The organism is Lysinibacillus sp. C5.1 (genome assembly GCF_016350185.1).
Classification (GTDB): domain Bacteria; phylum Bacillota; class Bacilli; order Bacillales_A; family Planococcaceae; genus Lysinibacillus; species Lysinibacillus sphaericus.
The window spans coordinates 1,192,537-1,207,677 of sequence record NZ_CP066226.1 but is presented as its reverse complement, the minus strand read 5'-3'; the positions used below and the strand labels follow the sequence as shown (position 1 = coordinate 1,207,677).

Annotated in this window: 14 protein-coding genes, 2 pseudogenes and 1 other annotated feature; of the genes and pseudogenes, 5 read left to right on the top strand and 11 right to left on the bottom strand. The window is 35.4% G+C overall.

The window, feature by feature from the left end; translation table 11 throughout:
- Positions 1-139: 139 nt before the first annotated feature.
- The 5 genes and pseudogenes from I5435_RS05550 to I5435_RS05530 form a co-directional block, all read right to left on the bottom strand.
- Positions 140-442: pseudogene (locus tag I5435_RS05550) on the bottom strand (group II intron maturase-specific domain-containing protein); the annotation flags it as partial.
- 358 nt (positions 443-800) lie between these two features.
- Entirely contained in the window at positions 801-1,880 is a 1,080-nt protein-coding gene (locus tag I5435_RS05545; protein ID WP_108029556.1) for a saccharopine dehydrogenase family protein, read from the bottom strand.
- A 102-nt stretch (positions 1,881-1,982) separates the two neighbouring features.
- Positions 1,983-2,303, bottom strand: coding sequence for an ArsR/SmtB family transcription factor (locus I5435_RS05540; protein WP_337983359.1), 321 nt, complete (start codon positions 2,301-2,303; stop codon positions 1,983-1,985).
- Positions 2,304-2,866: 563 nt separating this feature from the next.
- Positions 2,867-3,337, bottom strand: a complete 471-nt coding sequence (locus tag I5435_RS05535; protein WP_108029554.1) for a hypothetical protein — start codon at positions 3,335-3,337, stop codon at positions 2,867-2,869.
- 266 nt (positions 3,338-3,603) lie between these two features.
- Positions 3,604-4,014: a hypothetical protein gene (locus I5435_RS05530; protein ID WP_229388843.1), complete on the bottom strand. Its 411-nt coding sequence runs from the start codon at positions 4,012-4,014 to the stop codon at positions 3,604-3,606.
- Positions 4,015-4,583: 569 nt separating this feature from the next.
- Here I5435_RS05530 and I5435_RS05525 point away from each other — a divergent pair.
- A complete protein-coding gene (locus I5435_RS05525) occupies positions 4,584-5,588 on the top strand; it encodes a nucleoid-associated protein (protein WP_108029552.1) in 1,005 nt (334 codons plus the stop codon).
- A gap of 97 nt (positions 5,589-5,685) precedes the next feature.
- Here I5435_RS05525 and I5435_RS05520 read toward each other — a convergent pair whose 3' ends face one another.
- The 4 genes from I5435_RS05520 to I5435_RS05505 form a co-directional block, all read right to left on the bottom strand.
- Entirely contained in the window at positions 5,686-6,936 is a 1,251-nt protein-coding gene (locus tag I5435_RS05520) for a DUF4179 domain-containing protein (RefSeq protein ID WP_024361589.1), read from the bottom strand.
- Positions 6,933-7,433, bottom strand: a complete 501-nt coding sequence (locus I5435_RS05515; RefSeq protein WP_024361590.1) for a sigma-70 family RNA polymerase sigma factor — start codon at positions 7,431-7,433, stop codon at positions 6,933-6,935. Before I5435_RS05515 ends, I5435_RS05520 begins: the two co-directional genes overlap by 4 nt.
- A gap of 127 nt (positions 7,434-7,560) precedes the next feature.
- Positions 7,561-8,472 (bottom strand): hypothetical protein, encoded by a 912-nt coding sequence (locus I5435_RS05510; protein ID WP_024361591.1) that lies wholly within the window; start codon positions 8,470-8,472, stop codon positions 7,561-7,563.
- A gap of 222 nt (positions 8,473-8,694) precedes the next feature.
- Positions 8,695-9,687: a zinc-dependent alcohol dehydrogenase family protein gene (locus I5435_RS05505; protein ID WP_337983358.1), complete on the bottom strand. Its 993-nt coding sequence runs from the start codon at positions 9,685-9,687 to the stop codon at positions 8,695-8,697.
- 241 nt (positions 9,688-9,928) lie between these two features.
- Between I5435_RS05505 and I5435_RS05500 the strand changes: the two are divergent.
- Positions 9,929-10,490 (top strand): annotated as a pseudogene (locus tag I5435_RS05500) (cysteine hydrolase family protein).
- Between the two features lie 165 nt (positions 10,491-10,655).
- Here I5435_RS05500 and I5435_RS05495 read toward each other — a convergent pair.
- Together I5435_RS05495 and I5435_RS05490 are read right to left on the bottom strand one after the other, a co-directional pair.
- The gene (locus tag I5435_RS05495) at positions 10,656-11,069 is read right to left on the bottom strand and encodes a GNAT family N-acetyltransferase (RefSeq protein WP_024361594.1); all 414 of its coding nucleotides are present in this window, start codon (positions 11,067-11,069) and stop codon (positions 10,656-10,658) included.
- Between the two features lie 24 nt (positions 11,070-11,093).
- Positions 11,094-12,320 (bottom strand): MFS transporter, encoded by a 1,227-nt coding sequence (locus I5435_RS05490; protein ID WP_337983357.1) that lies wholly within the window; start codon positions 12,318-12,320, stop codon positions 11,094-11,096.
- Between the two features lie 62 nt (positions 12,321-12,382).
- Positions 12,383-12,643 (bottom strand) — a binding site (T-box leader).
- Positions 12,644-12,897: 254 nt separating this feature from the next.
- On the opposite strand from I5435_RS05490, the gene I5435_RS05485 reads away from it, so the two are divergent.
- The 3 genes from I5435_RS05485 to I5435_RS05475 all read left to right on the top strand — a co-directional run bounded on the left by I5435_RS05485 (position 12,898) and on the right by I5435_RS05475 (position 14,859).
- Positions 12,898-13,422 carry a sigma-70 family RNA polymerase sigma factor gene (locus I5435_RS05485; RefSeq protein WP_024361596.1) on the top strand — a complete coding sequence of 175 codons (525 nt, stop codon included), beginning with the start codon at positions 12,898-12,900 and terminating at the stop codon, positions 13,420-13,422.
- Positions 13,415-14,122, top strand: coding sequence for a DUF3600 domain-containing protein (locus tag I5435_RS05480; protein ID WP_025218844.1), 708 nt, complete (start codon positions 13,415-13,417; stop codon positions 14,120-14,122). The genes I5435_RS05485 and I5435_RS05480 overlap by 8 nt, the downstream gene beginning before the upstream one ends.
- Before the next feature lie 317 nt (positions 14,123-14,439).
- Entirely contained in the window at positions 14,440-14,859 is a 420-nt protein-coding gene (locus I5435_RS05475; RefSeq protein WP_024361598.1) for a hypothetical protein, read from the top strand.
- The last annotated feature ends 282 nt before the right edge of the window (positions 14,860-15,141 follow it).

Below are 15,141 nucleotides of genomic sequence, written 5' to 3'. Positions count from 1 at the left end.
CGTAACAGCGATAGGGAAAATCCACGCCTTCTACGATGAAAAAGGGAATCGAATCCCCGTATAAAATCGAGTAGGAGGGAGTGATTAACTTCCGACCTCTCACACCACCGTACGTACGGTTCCATATACGGCGGTTCAATTAAGATGAATAACGCAAAGTTTTGTAAAGAACTTGCAGACTTTTCAGCCCTTGGCTTTCCCAATAGGAATTGCCGAGGGTTCTGTGTAATATGGGGCTTTTCGAAATGCGCCAGTACCCTTTTCGAGTATTCCCCCACTCGTATGCTTTCCCGTAAGGAACGTTTAAGCGAGTAAGATTCCTGACTCTTGTTCGGGGTTTCTTCCAATTCTTCCATAAGCACATTCGTAATCTTCGCTTAATCCAACTATCCAACGTTTTAAAAATAGAATGTGTATCTGCTAGAGCGAAATATCCACACCAAACCTCTACTTCTGTCTTCGTGGCTCGGGACTTGCACCCTATAGTTTATACGCATGCCGGGCGCACATTAAAAATGAGTCCGGTGCAATACCGAACTCATTTTACACAAGCGCCTAACGAATTTACCGTGTCAAACTTTTACGGGTCACTTCAGTTTTGTGGCTTTTCTTATGAACATTACTTTTACGTCTTTTTATACAGGTGGCGTAAACGGTTGACGTATCAGTATTTTTACTTGTTTTGTTTGTGCTTCTACTTTGCATAAAATCGTGTATATTTCTTAACGTTGTAAATCCGCATAAATCTGACGGGACCCCTATCAGGGTTTATTTGCCGATTTCGTCCTACAAAATTTGAGTTAGTGAGATATAAGAACTCCATATTGTTTGAAAAAATTGCTAATTTCAGAGGTATCCATCCGTACATCAGGTAAATCTTCTGGAAAATAAATTTCTGGAGCTAGCGGTTTGTCCTCTGGTATGCGCAATAGCTTTTCTGCTTGGACAGCAGCTCCCAAGGCGGTAAGATGAGTCTGACCAAGCGGATCAGAAATTGTGATTTTTCGTTCAACCCAGTGCCCATTCTGATCTCGTCCCTTTAGATGAATAAGGATGTGATGTGCACTGCCAGTACCCGGATTGTAGAGCAGGCTTCGTCTAAGTGAACGGAATCGCTCTCCACTTATCATTTTCCATATTCCGCTCTTAACCATTCCGACAAGCATCGAGGTAGCGGCTTTGCTGTCAAAAGAGATGCGGAAGTTGGCTGAGTCGACATTGCCAGCCCTTAGCAATGTCACATGATCAGGAGTGTCAAGCCGGTAGCATTTTGCAGTATATCCATCTGGAAATTGGACTTTCACCGGCTCTGTCATTGGAAATACAAGACGTCTTCCTTCCGGTTCCGTAATATAGAATGGAATGGTCATACGATCCATGTACGCCGCAGAATCAGGTCCTGCTTTGTCCTGCAGCGAGTATAGCGCATGAATATTAACGACGACGTTCTGAAGTGAGGTCGAATGCAGCTTGGCGAATAGTGAAGCAGTTCCCGCCATCCATCCGGAAGACAGCACGACAGGGGAATGAAGATCTGTTTTTTTTAACTTGGTGACCGATTGTTGGAATAGCTCTGTCCAGCGAGTAAGATCGATGAGTGGAATTTTCCTTTTAACTGCCGACAGAAGCAGCCGATCCTGCAGATCGTTTACTGAGTTAATGATTAGCGATACATTGTCGGTTACATAAAGTAGTGGATCATCCGCATTATTATCAACTACGATTGTTTGGACCCGTTCGGACTCGAAAGGTGCCGCTTTTTCCGGTGACCTTCCTCCCAAAGTGATATCCAGTTCGGGGTGCCGATCATGTAATATTTGAGCAATCTGTCTGCCTACTGCACCGTATCCTCCTACAATAAGTACCATTTTTCTGTTCATATTATCAATCTCCTTTTAAATAATTAAATGATTAAACGTTTAATCTTATAAACATAATGCTTATAAAAAAAGGGATGACATGTGCTAGTCAAGTTAATGACATTAGCACTGGCATTCCTCTTCAACGAAATGGACAAGCTGTTTCATAAGGGCTATTACTTCGTCAAACTCAAGACTGTAGAACATTTGCGTGCCCTTCTTCTGAACCTTAAGCAGCCCTGCTTGCCGTAATACTTTCAGGTGATGAGAGACGTTAGGTCGTGACATGGGAATAAGTTCTGTAATTTGCGTCACATTCATACTCTCTTTGTCGATCAGCAACGCTATGATTTGCTGCCGAATAGGGTCTCCCAAGCTATGAAAATAGAGGCTTAAATTCTCGAAAATATGAATTGCCTTCTGATTGCCAATAAATTCGTCCATGCTCATTGCACACTCCGTTATAATGTTTAATTGTTTAAACATATTGTAAAGCGTTTCACAAAATAAGTCAATGTGTTGATGAGTTTCATCCATCTATATGTATAGTTTAACAGCAGGGAAGTTGTAAATCCGTATAAATGTGACGGGACCCCATTACTCCTTCCCCCTTTATATTGAACCCATTTAAATGGTATGCCTAAAATAAAAGCGATACTCAAACTAAAAATAGCAATGTTTTTCCGCACAAAATTACCTCCTTTCGTGATACGTTCCAAGCTGAACGTAGAATTGCCACCTAGCAAAATTGTATTATTTGCTAATATGTTATTTGTTATTATTAAATTCTATTATTTTATGTAGTTTATAAAATCTATAATTTTCTAAATAAAATGGTTGATTATCGGCATAAAAAAGCACCCAATAAAGTATGATATGCTCCCAAGTGTAGGCATATAAAACAAATAAAATTTTGAGAGCATATCATTTGTGATAGTGAGGTGCTGTCAAAGTAGACCCTCTTTACTTCCAAACGGTTATTTACTTTTTACATAGCAGTTGTATTTTTAATGGAGGACATCCGTATTATTTGAAATTACAATGTTTTCTTTACTAATATTTGCTTCCACCGAATCTTGTTTGAAAACATGGATAATCCCATCTACTACGTTTTGAATAATTTTGTCATCAAATGCTGACTCCGTGCGTAGCACAACTGAACATGCTATTTCTTGATTCTTTGTATCGCCTATATTTGATTCAGTGGTTGCCGAAACTAGAACATCTTCACCTTTTAAACCTGTTTGTTCTGCTATGAGTGATTGTATATCTGCCTCTTTTGCTCTCCGCCACTGCGTTGTTTCTTCATCGACTTCTTCCATCACTCTTACCTTCTTTTCACCATTTGGCAAAAACTCAGTCAATTCACTTGTCACCTCGGGTTTTGGTTTTTTTTGCCCAATAAGATAGTACGATATAGCAATCATCACAATCAGAAGCAGCGAAATATAGTATATTTTTTTAGATTTACTTTTCAACGAAATCACACCTTTTTAATTCACTCGATATGAATAGTTAACTACTAAAGTTCCGCCCACAAGGCTTCCTAATGAAACATCATTGAAATTTATAGTTTTATCTGCTAGAAGAACACGTTTATATGTGATGTATCCTCCAGTACTTACAATAATATTATTGTTATTTTTTATGTAGGTATTTGTATTCCCTACGCTAAAGCCAGAAGGGGGTGTACCAAAAATAGAAACATTATTTACTGTTATTCTATATACATCTTTTCCAGGAGCTATTGGGCTACCGTAGTATAGTTCACAGTATATATAGTTATATCTCCAGAGCCTACTATGTTCGTAAGTCTTAAACTATAATTATAATTTGTATTTGCTTTAATAGAATCTCTACTTCTACCAATTGCTCTTGTTCTTAAAACCTCTTGATTAGAAATTTCAGCATTAACAATAATCCCTTCTCCAACTGGAATATCATAAACTAACGAAGATTCATTATTAAAATCCTGATTTGCATGTTCATTTAAGTAGTCAAATACAATTCCTAATCTTCTATCAATTTCTTCTTGATTAATATCATTTTCATTACCGTAATTAACTTCCGCGGTAATTGATTCTGCTAAAGCTTTATTTTCTCCTATACCTATTGAAACTAATAATAAAAGTAATACAAACATGAATTTTTTCATAAATTCTTCACTCCTATATTTTTTTACTTTTAAGGATGTTTAGGTTATTTCTTTACTTTTAAGATTTTAGTAAAAAATTAGTATCATTAGACAAATTTGTATTCTCTAAAAATACTCCGCTACACATCATTTGCTGTAAAATTGATAGAAGACAAACAACATCAAAAAATTCATTTACATAAGTTTAACTACTATTAAAACTTGTATGAATCATCATAGCTTCAATCTCCCTTCAAGTATTTTTTAATAATTTATCAGAATTTTTCGTTTAATTCAATTAAAAATAGAAGGATATTATTAAAAATTCTATTTCACTTTGCTAAACTTATTGTAAAGAAAAAACTAGTTTGCAGGAGGGTTAAAAATAACAAAGAAGCAACTACGTTTATGCGTCTCCTTTCCTATAACCTAATTTTCTATATTAAATATATCAAAACACTAGCATTACATTAAAGTAAAATCCGAATCCACATCAACTCCTGGTCTATCAACATATAAAATCCATATCAAAATTGTACGGGGTGTGCTATGGTAAATTATCGAAACAAATATATCGAAGGTGGAAAAGTATGTTAGAAGTTAGTGAAAGTAAATTAGCTCAATATGTTGTACATTATGTAAGCGATACCCTTGTCTATGGAGAGGAAGCATTTTCTCAACCTGAAGTTATGCTGGAAGCAGCATTTACACAATTAGCATTTAATAAACTCGACTTTGAGCAGCAATATGAATTTTTTCATGAAACAGCTATCGGCTTAAATGAAGTGTATACGTATGTAAAAGCTATTTTTGATGAGGACGCTAGTTTTCTAGAACAATCCAAGCATATCGCTAGCCACTTACATAGTGCATCTGGGCATCCGAATATTAAAAGTGGCGAGTTGTTTATTGGCTTATTTGACAATTGTTTTCTGTCTACAGAGCCAAAGAAAGTTATTGCCATTGTCAAAATTGAAGAAAAAGAAATGTTTTTAGATATAAAAAATGAACAAAATAAAATGACTGTTAATGGCATCGACGGCATTAACGTTAAGAAAATGAATAATATGGCTGTCATCGTTGATATGGGAGCTGATGAAGCGCCAGTTGTCTTTATGAAAACGAAGAAAAAAGAAGATGTCGTGTACTGGCAAGAACGTTTTTTAAAAATTAAAGTAGCTGATGAACATTACCATAAAACAAACTTGGCATTAACAGAATGTAAGAAGTATATTTTGAAAGAAGATCGTTTTACCAATACCGAGAAGTTAGGCTTGCTAAATAAAACGCTCGATTATTTCCACAGTGAAGAACAATTTCAAGTCAACGATTATATTGAAACTGTATTCGATGCAGCCGATTCAACGCAAAAAGACATTATCGTCAATTCAGTCAAGCCCTATGAAACCGTGATTTCCGAAAGTGCCCTTGCTAAAGCTGAAAAAAGTTATAAACGTAAAATTAAATTGGATTCCGCGATTGAAATTCAAGTGAACGTCCGTGATATCGAGCAACTGGAAGAGCTTATTGAGGTAGGCTTTGATGAGGAAACAAATCGAAAATTTTATAAAATCTACTTTAATGAAGAAATATAGTCCTACGTAATAAAAATAGTGTTAGATTGATTGCGTTCAATCTAACACTATCGCCTTAAAGATAGGTGAAATCGCCAGTAAAACCATACCAGCAAAATTATTGCAATGGAATCTTTACTTCAATATCTTCCCCAATCGGGTTATAGTAATAGTTGAAAAATATTTTAGCTTTACCATTATATTGATCAAAGGACTCTGTTGAATAGAGATACTCATCATCATCTGAAAATGTGCCGCCTTTATATGCTAATGTCGTGCCATCTGCTTTTAAACCACTTCTATAAAATATATGTCGTATACGACCATCCCAATTTTTTGCAGCCGTTTTTAAACTTTGTTGCTCTACAGAAATATCCCAATCTAAAAAATCAGGTTTTGAGAGTACTTCTTGTCTACCAAAATCAACTTCGATAAAGTCCTCCCCCTTTGGAACAGCTTGAACAGCGCCTATCAACACCGTTAATGACTGTGGATTATCAAAATAATTACTTTGCAAATAGAGCGTATATTTGCCGTCCCGAATATCTCCGTTCATTGAATGACTACTACGAATGCTTTCTCTACGCTCACCACTTTCCGTTACGACTGCAATATCATCAAGTGCTAATATTTGCATTGTATTTGCTTTGTCTACTTCAATGTCAAGTGCCAATTTTAGTGGGGTACGGCGAATTTTTGTAATAGTAAACTTTTGACCTTCGACTTCAACAGTACGATTAGCAATAAAAACTTTTTCCTCCGCAATTTCGTTTTGTAAGGAAAACGGTATCGTCATTTCAATTTCCCCTTGATTCTTATCTTTAAAACGAAATACGGCTGTAAAGTCCCGTGAAGTATAGGCCATTGGCTCAGAAAAACTATATTCCACTGAAGATGAAATAAATGCTTGATTTCCCCCACCCATCGTAAATGAACAACCACATTTAATTTCATCGTCTCCTTGGAACAATTGGACTTCCTCCAGATTTAATTCAAATGAAGCATCCGCATCATAGTAAAGGACAAAACCTGACTGATCTGCTATCACGCCTTGTAATGTAAGAGATAGACCATCTTTCGTCTGCGTCTTATTAATTTCTTCATAATATTTATGCTCCACAATATCTTTTATCCCTTTATCTCTTACTACCGCTGATACAATGGCGTCCAAGCCAGGTATTTTTGCAACATAGCTAGCAACAGTTGGCGAAACGCGAATAGAAAGTAATAGACTTAAGCAACACAAAAATACGATTGCTACAGAAGCCATACGCTTCTTTGTTCTTTTTTCTCGCTGTACTTTGCGCAATACATCCATTCGAATTTGTTGAAGTTGCTCCTTTGGCACATCAATTGGTGGTTTTTTCATAGCCAGTCCTCCTTTTCTCTTGCGAAGTTTCTAAGCTTCTTTAGAATGTGATGAAGTTTAGACTTTACAGTACCTTCTGGAATTTGATTGAGCTCGGCAATTTCCTTGTTTTTAAGTTGTTGAAAATATTTCATATAGACGATTTGTTGCTCTGACAAGGTTAATTGCGCTAATAATCTCTCAATATCTGAGTAAATGGCCCATTCAAATACATGATATTCTTCGATCTGAACGGTTTGTTGACGTTTTCGCAAATGGTCTTTACAGCAATTGATTAAGACGCGCACGAGCCATGTTCTGGCATATTCGGGTTGTTGAACGGTATGCATTTTTTTAAGCGCCTTATAAACTAGCTCTTGCATCACGTCTAAAGCGTCTTGCTCATTTTTCATATATGTAAAGGCCATGCGATATAAAATTTCTTCGTCCACTTCAATAAGAGAAAGTATCGCTTGATGATCTCCACGTATGGCACGCTTTGTTATTTCGAATTCCATTCTTTTCGCCTCCTTCCTCCATTAGACTGTAAAATACTTTATTTCGTTCAAAAATGATTTAATCTAACAAAAAAACCTTCAAATTCTTAATGAATCTGAAAGTTTTTGAATGAATATTTAAAATTAGTTAATCTTGGAAGCTTGTTAAAATGCCATCTTCAAAATAAAGGTATTGACCATTTCCATAAACCCATTGTTCATAAGACCCGTATACTGTTACGGTTCTATTAATATCAATTGGTTCACCCCATAAAGATGCTTTTACTTCGTCATAGGTCATTCCTAAAGTAGGATTCATCCCTCTAGCAGCTTCAATTTTTTCGTCTCTTACTCTCGCCTCTTCCTTTCTTATAATCATCGTATTTAAATTTCGCTGATATTCACTTTCAATATAGTTCCAATCGGTTTTCGTTATAGGTCCGAATGATAAAGGACTTTTATAAGATGTATTCGTTACCCCTGCAATAATTTCATCTTTCATTCTTCCATAATATTCAGGATCAACAGCAAGTGCTAAAGCTCCAGAAGCCTTGTACGAATTTTGGTCAGTTTGTAAATAAAGAGCATAATTATACATTGCTAAAAATTCATCATTATCATGAAGTCCTTTTTCATTATCATACACTTCTTGAACCTTTTGAAAATCCTTGTTTCTAACTGCTTGTTCCATTTCATCTAGCACTAACTCTTTACCTTGTTTCGAAAACTTCTCCATTTTAATCCAATTCTCACGACTGACCGCTGACCTAATTCTGTAATACTTCGAACTTATAAAAGTATAATTATTTTCACTTATCAATTGGTCCACAAATTTTATACTAAATTCATCTACTTTATCAGTTTCCGATTCAGGTAAATCTAAAGTTTCCAATTTCACCAAAAGATCCTCATATTTCTTTTCCTTTAAAAGCGTTTCTAATGCAAGGATTTCAGATTCTGCCCTTATTTCATTTTCTTCCTTAACAGTTTTTTCACTATTACAACCTGATAATAGTAAACTGAAGCCCAATGCTAATACTAAATGTTTAATCTTTATCAATCAGTACACTCCCTTACTATGTTCTTTTTATGTATTCATAAATCGCCATTATAAATCTATTTTGGTAATCTATAACAAAGTCTATTTTATATTTTCATATAATTACAATCAACCTATTTAGTGATCAATTAAAAGGAAGCTATCCATTCTACCCTATCGATAAACAAAAATGGACCTCACGAAAGTGAAGCCCATTAATCGACTCATGGCTTAGAAATATACTTAATAGCTTGTTAAAAATACTTTACCGTTCGTCTTTTTAGTAGCTTCAACAGCGTCAATTGCCTTTGTTAAATCTGATAAGTCATAGGTGGAATCGGCCTGCATCAGGCGCAATTTTTTGTCATTGATGAGCCTAGTCACATGAGTAAACGTTTCTTGCCATTTGCTCACGGATACATTTTTATTCCAATTCCTTAAATGAAACATATTCGCATTCAATTGTGCGCCATTTACAATATGTGCCCAATTGACTTGAATTCCTGATAGTAGACCTATCGTTAAGAAGTGCCCATTAGGATGGACACATGTAGCTAATTCATTGCCATCAGAGCCTCCAATCGAATCAATTGCTGCATTTGCACCTATTCCATTTGTCAATTCCATAACGGTTTCATAAAGACCACTTCTAGAAGTATCTATTACATCAGAAGCTCCTAGATGAAGTAATTTCTCTGTATGCTTATTATTTCTTGTCACGCCAATCAATCGAAAACCTATTATTTTAGAAAATTGAGCAAAAATGTGTCCAATAGCTGAACCACAAGCATTCACCAATAATACATCATTTGCTTTTAATTTTAAAACTTCTGTACAAACTACCCACGCAGTAACTGGATTGATATACATTTGAGCAGCTGTAAAATCATCTATTAAATCAGGTACAGGAACGCTAAATTCTGCTGATGTTTTAACAAATTCTTGCCATGTTCCTTCTCCACGTAAAGGTAACACACGTTTACCAATAAGATTCTTCGAAACAGAAGAACCTACATTCTCAACAATTCCAACTCCTTCATAACCTGGAATGTTGGGCAATGCTATACGATGAGCATACGATCCTCTAATAGGAATTAAATCAGAGGGATTAATTGGTCTTACTAGCATTCTTACAAGCACTTCATTATCCTTAGGTGGTTCAATCGTTTTATACTCGAGTTTTAATACCTCTTTAGGGCTACCAAATTCATTGAAATGAATATATTTCGCATCCATCTTATCATGCTCCTTATTAGTACTAGAGTAATTGAAGTATAGCATTATATGATGTATTACTTCGTCAACAGTATATTGATTTTCATCACAGATGGTATAATTTAACTGACTAGTAGTCAAATTTTGTTTAGGAGGTTGATAGGATGATAAACAAACGAAATGGGCACTTAAAAAACTAGGGGATTACGACTAAGTAACCAATCTTTTAGCGTCTCCCCACATTTTGAAAGGGGAAAATTATTTGAAGCAACTATTATTAATCATCGACGCACAACAAGCATTGATTGATGGAAATCAAGAAACAGGTCAAATTTTCAGTAAAGAGAAGCTTATTATTACTATTAATAAAGTAATTAACAAAGCAATAGCAGCAACAGTTCCAGTTATTTTTGTAAGGGATCTTGATGTAGCTGAAGGACAGGGATGGATTTCAAATTCACAATGAAATTACTGTACCTACTGAAGCAAAGATCTTTGATAAATCTGCAACAAATTCTTTTTATGGGACAGGACTGCTTGAACATTTAACAACACAGCATATTGAACATATTGTTATGATGGGCTGTGAAACACAGCACTGTATAGATAGTGCTGTTAGAACAGCAACAATCAGTGGTTTTGATGTAACGTTAGTCGAGGATGGGCATTCAACATTGGGCAATGCTGTTTTAAGTTCCGAACAAATTATACAGCATCATAATACTACCCTGCACGGTCATTATAATGTTGACCACTTTTCTATTGTTAGAAATTCCGAGGAAGATTTATTTCGTCCCACTCATAATTCTTATCGGAATAGTTAAAATTAGTCATTCAATGAAGAAAGCCGGCAATATAGCACAAAGGACTTGCATGTATTTATGCGCAAGTCCTTTATGTGGTATGTTATTTCGACTGTTGGAAAGTCAACTTTTATTCTCATTCGTGCACACAGCCGCCATTTCAGAACTTTATAGTACAAACGTTTTTTAAAGCTTTTTTGTGTAATAATATCGCTTACCTGTTAGTGGATAATGGGTGAGTACAAATTCTTCTTTATAGCCAAGCTTCACGTAAAAATCAGGTGCCTGAAAACTAAACGTATTTAAAAATGCATATTTACAACCTCTATCTCTAGCAATCTTCTCTGCTTTATCCATTAGTTCCGTACCAATATGCTGTCCACGAAGTTCTTCACTTACCCATAAATACTCAACTTCTAGCCAATTTCCATGTGTCTCTCCAATTAACCCTGCAACTCTAGTTCCTTTTTCATCTTCTACAAAAATTCCAATATCTTTTACTACCTTTTCTTCAAGATTTGAAAGATTGTATTTTAATAACGCTTGAAAAATATGGGCTTTCTCCTCGTTAGTAACATTTTCACATTCAATATATTTCATTTTTCTGCCTCCTCTATTGCTTTATTAATTATTGAAAGAAGATACCTCTTTTTTAAAATACGCTTGCTTTTTTGTCCCCGTTACAGCTTTCCAAGCCAATAACCCTAAGAACAAGAAGAACATCGCACCAATTAAGCCGACAGGTCGAATCGAAGTGAATTCAGCGGCTAAACCCATTACAATCGTTACGGCTACAATAATACTTGCTTCAATAACACGAAAGAGGCTTTCAAACCTTCCCATTATCTTTACAGGTACATGATTTTGGTAAAAAGTTAGATAGCCTGTATTTGCAAATGTTACGGCAAAGCCTATTAAAAATACACCTGGTACTGCACTAAAAAAACCGCTAGCACTATAAAATACTAGATATCCAATTGAGGTGAAAATAGTACCGACACCTATTAAATGATTCACCGCAAGATGCTTTGTAAATATAGAATTAATGATAGACCCGATGATAATGCCAGCTCCAAAAATACTTAGTAAATACCCATAATTAGTATCTGAAATTGACAGTACACCTTTAGCAAATGCTGCCTCTAGAGAATCGATTGCAGTCATAAATATCGTAGTACCACTAAATAATAAATAAATTTTGGTGATATAAGCATTTTCCTTTGTAAAATTCACAACTACATGACAATCTTTTTTTATTAATTCCCATGAAAATCTTTGCATTTTTGTTTCTTTATCTCTTACATCAACATTAGGTAGCATCATGATAAGAAGTGCCGAAAAAAGTAATGCAATTGCATTTATATGAATGGCAGTATACGGTGTGCCTAGCCAAAATAATATACCCGCAATAGCAGGCCCTATTAATGAACCACAAGAATTGATAAAACTACGTAGTGCATTAAAACGTTGCCGATCTTTCACAGGGATTAGTTTCGTCATATACACCATCGATGTAGGCTGAAATATAGCACTGCCCACATTTATGATAAATGCTACTCCATAGACATAAATAAGCGAAGGTAAAAAAGGAATTACCGCAATACATAATGCCCGGAACATGTCCAATCCCATCATAAGTAGCCGCGTATTTACCCGATCAATTAAGCTACCTGCCCAAGTATTTGAAAAAATCGTTGCGATTGGACCGAGGATATATAATAAAGCAATGGCAAGTGGGGAACCTGTTTCATTCAATAAGATTAAATTAAGTGCAATCAGATAAACCCACGCACCCACATTTGAAATGCCTATCCCGCCTAACAGCATTAAAGGATACTTCCATCTGGACATTATCACCACTCCTATTTTATTTTTAATAAAACAAAATAAAAAACTCACCCCCAAGATAGTATCTTGGGGGCGAGTCATATCGCGGTGCCACCCCAGTTCGTTTCTACATTGCTGTAGCAACCTTATCGAGTACGGCATTTTTCAAAATCGTGCGATACTCTATCCCGTTAACGTGAGAATACGTTGCATCATCATTGTGTCAACAAATAAATCCAATGCACAGCTCAAAGGCTTGTTTCAACATATTTCGTATCCCTCCTTTTCAGCTCCCAGAGGTCTCTGTAGATCGTACATATGTTTACTCTTCTTTTCATAGCTTTTCATATGTAATTTTGTAAATCTTATACTATTTTAAATTAAATTTCAATACTAAAAGAAATTGACTATTTTTTTCATGTCTAATATAACACACTAATGAGGGTTGATTATCCATATGCGTCTCGTCACTTTTAAAACTATACTTTCATAATTGACATCCAATTGACAACTACTTTTAATTTTTTGATAAAAAATTTAAGCCAAAACACCTGATCGTTTGTCTAATAGACGTACAACGAAAACGAAAGGAGGAAATACGATGAAACTTGAACGTTTAGTAAAGAAAGCACAAAAAGGAAATGATAAAGCCTATGTAATGCTTTTCCAACAGTACGAAGCAGATATTTATCGAATGGCTTTTGTCTATGTAAAAAATAAAGAAGATGCATTAGATCTTGTTCAAGAAGTGGCCTATCAGTCTTTTAAAAAAATCAGTACATTGAAAAAGCCTGAATTTTTCAAGACATGGCTAATGAAAATAACGATTAATTGTGCCCTAAACTTAATTAATAAAAATAAAAAAGTAATTCCGCTAAATTCAAACTTGGACAAGATTATGAGGACGGAAGATGAAGATATTGCACTGACGTTATCTTTAAATAAGCTAATTGACACTTTACAAGAGGATGAAAAAAGTGTCATTTTACTAAAATATTATGATGATCGGACATTAAAGGAGATTTCCGAGATATTAGATATCCCACTAGGAACCGCAAAGTCTGTCCTATACCGCGCTCTAGATAAGCTTCGTCAAAATTTTAAGGAGGTAGATAGCTATGCATAATGATCTTAAACAAGAGCTTTCACAAATTGACATCCCTGCTGAAATCCACGAAAGAAGTAAATTGGGCATTAAAAAAGCAAAATCCGAAAAAGGTGGTAAATTGAATCGTTTTGTTAAGAAACGATTAGCTATCGCTGTGATTTCCGCTTCGTTAATGATTCCAACAGGCGTATTTGCTTATCAAGCATTACTTGCCGATGAATTATATGGTTCTTTTGATAATCTAAAAAAACATGCTGCAAATGTGACAATGGAAAGTTACTTATTATTCAATGCAAAACTCGATCAAGCAAAAGGTGACTTAGGAAAAGAAGAGTATGAACAATTTAAAGAATTATTAAATGTCTTTACAAGTGCCAAAATTGAATATGGCAACCACAATGGCAACATCGATTATTCTCAAATTCCCGTAGAGCCATTAGAGGAGATTAAAGCCGCTATGTATGAAGTGCAACCATACTTTGACAAATTGAACGGCCTTCCATCAAGTAAAGACGTTTTAACGGCTGAAGAATATGAACAATATATACAAGCCCTCATGACCTATGAAACGACGATGGCACAACTAGGTGTTTCTAGTGTTCCAGACGTCGAGACAATGCCTAAAGAAATGCAACAGCAATTCATCGAAGCTCAAAATTACTTACAATATGTAAATGACAAGCAGGTTGAAGTAAAAATTGACGCGGGAATTGAATGATAACAAGAAAACAGCTTGGGAGTAGAATATACCAAGCTGTTTTTCTATTGTCCCTCCTCATCGGAGCCGATGAGGCAACACTTCCACGTTATGTTTCGTCATACTTTTAGTAGTACGCTACAATTCCCTTAATAATGTATAAAAACAAAAAATGTTAAAACTTATAGGTGCAAACGTAACGTCATAAAGTGTAAAATATCCACTATAATTAAGATATATAATGTTGCCCAACTAGTATTTGTCGGCGATGTCATAAGTATCTTTTCTTCGTGGTTTTTGACAAGTTGTGCTATATTCAAAGTGTCAGGAGTGAGTTGATGAAAAAGTTTTTAACAATTATCACAATAATTCTTGTTTTACTCGGAGCAGCTGGCTATGCCATGTGGCATTTTGGGACAAATATTGCTTCCGAAAAAATTATCGAAAAAGTGGAGTCTACTTTAGATGACGAAAATCTAGCAGAAGTAAAAACCTATATCGAGAACGATCCGAAAGTTCAAGAAATTGTAAGCGAGGCAGCAACTACAAATCCGGATACTCTCCCCTTCCAAACTAAGGAAGAAGCGATACGTGTGTTAATAACAAAAGTGGGCGTTAATCGTTTACTTGATATTCAGGAACAAGCGCAAAACGGTTCAATTAGTGAGGATGAAATATTATCCGAAATGGAAGGTAAACTATCTGAAGATGAAATTTCTGCTTTAAAATATGTTTTATATAAAGAATTGAATAAATAAAACGAGCCCTAAACGTTTAAATTGTCACAAGCAGTGATGCTAAGAAAACACAGCTATTGTTATTTCTTACACTAACGCCAACCACTCAAAAGTCTCACAGTGAAAAGTGGTTGTGGCAACCCATTGGTGCTGGTGGGTCTAACAATATGGACTCGATTCCTCTTTAGTGGAATCGAGTCTTTTTTTATAGACATTACCGCAAAGCACGACTAAATAATGGGTCCTCCAACAAATCCTCAAGACACCTGGCATTTATTTTTTTCATGCGCGTCCCCTTGCTCA

Excerpts from the sequence above, each read along its gene's own strand:
- I5435_RS05545 (WP_108029556.1), bottom strand. The coding sequence starts at position 1,880 with ATGAACAGAAAAATGGTACTTATTGTAGGAGGATACGGTGCAGTAGGC.
- I5435_RS05540 (WP_337983359.1), bottom strand. The coding sequence starts at position 2,303 with ATGGACGAATTTATTGGCAATCAGAAGGCAATTCATATTTTCGAGAAT.
- I5435_RS05530 (WP_229388843.1), bottom strand. The coding sequence starts at position 4,014 with ATGAAAAAATTCATGTTTGTATTACTTTTATTATTAGTTTCAATAGGT.
- I5435_RS05525 (WP_108029552.1), top strand. The coding sequence starts at position 4,584 with ATGTTAGAAGTTAGTGAAAGTAAATTAGCTCAATATGTTGTACATTAT.
- I5435_RS05520 (WP_024361589.1), bottom strand. The coding sequence starts at position 6,936 with ATGAAAAAACCACCAATTGATGTGCCAAAGGAGCAACTTCAACAAATT.
- I5435_RS05515 (WP_024361590.1), bottom strand. The coding sequence starts at position 7,433 with ATGGAATTCGAAATAACAAAGCGTGCCATACGTGGAGATCATCAAGCG.
- I5435_RS05505 (WP_337983358.1), bottom strand. The coding sequence starts at position 9,687 with ATGGATGCGAAATATATTCATTTCAATGAATTTGGTAGCCCTAAAGAG.
- I5435_RS05495 (WP_024361594.1), bottom strand. The coding sequence starts at position 11,069 with ATGAAATATATTGAATGTGAAAATGTTACTAACGAGGAGAAAGCCCAT.
- I5435_RS05490 (WP_337983357.1), bottom strand. The coding sequence starts at position 12,320 with ATGTCCAGATGGAAGTATCCTTTAATGCTGTTAGGCGGGATAGGCATT.
- I5435_RS05485 (WP_024361596.1), top strand. The coding sequence starts at position 12,898 with ATGAAACTTGAACGTTTAGTAAAGAAAGCACAAAAAGGAAATGATAAA.
- I5435_RS05480 (WP_025218844.1), top strand. The coding sequence starts at position 13,415 with ATGCATAATGATCTTAAACAAGAGCTTTCACAAATTGACATCCCTGCT.
- I5435_RS05475 (WP_024361598.1), top strand. The coding sequence starts at position 14,440 with ATGAAAAAGTTTTTAACAATTATCACAATAATTCTTGTTTTACTCGGA.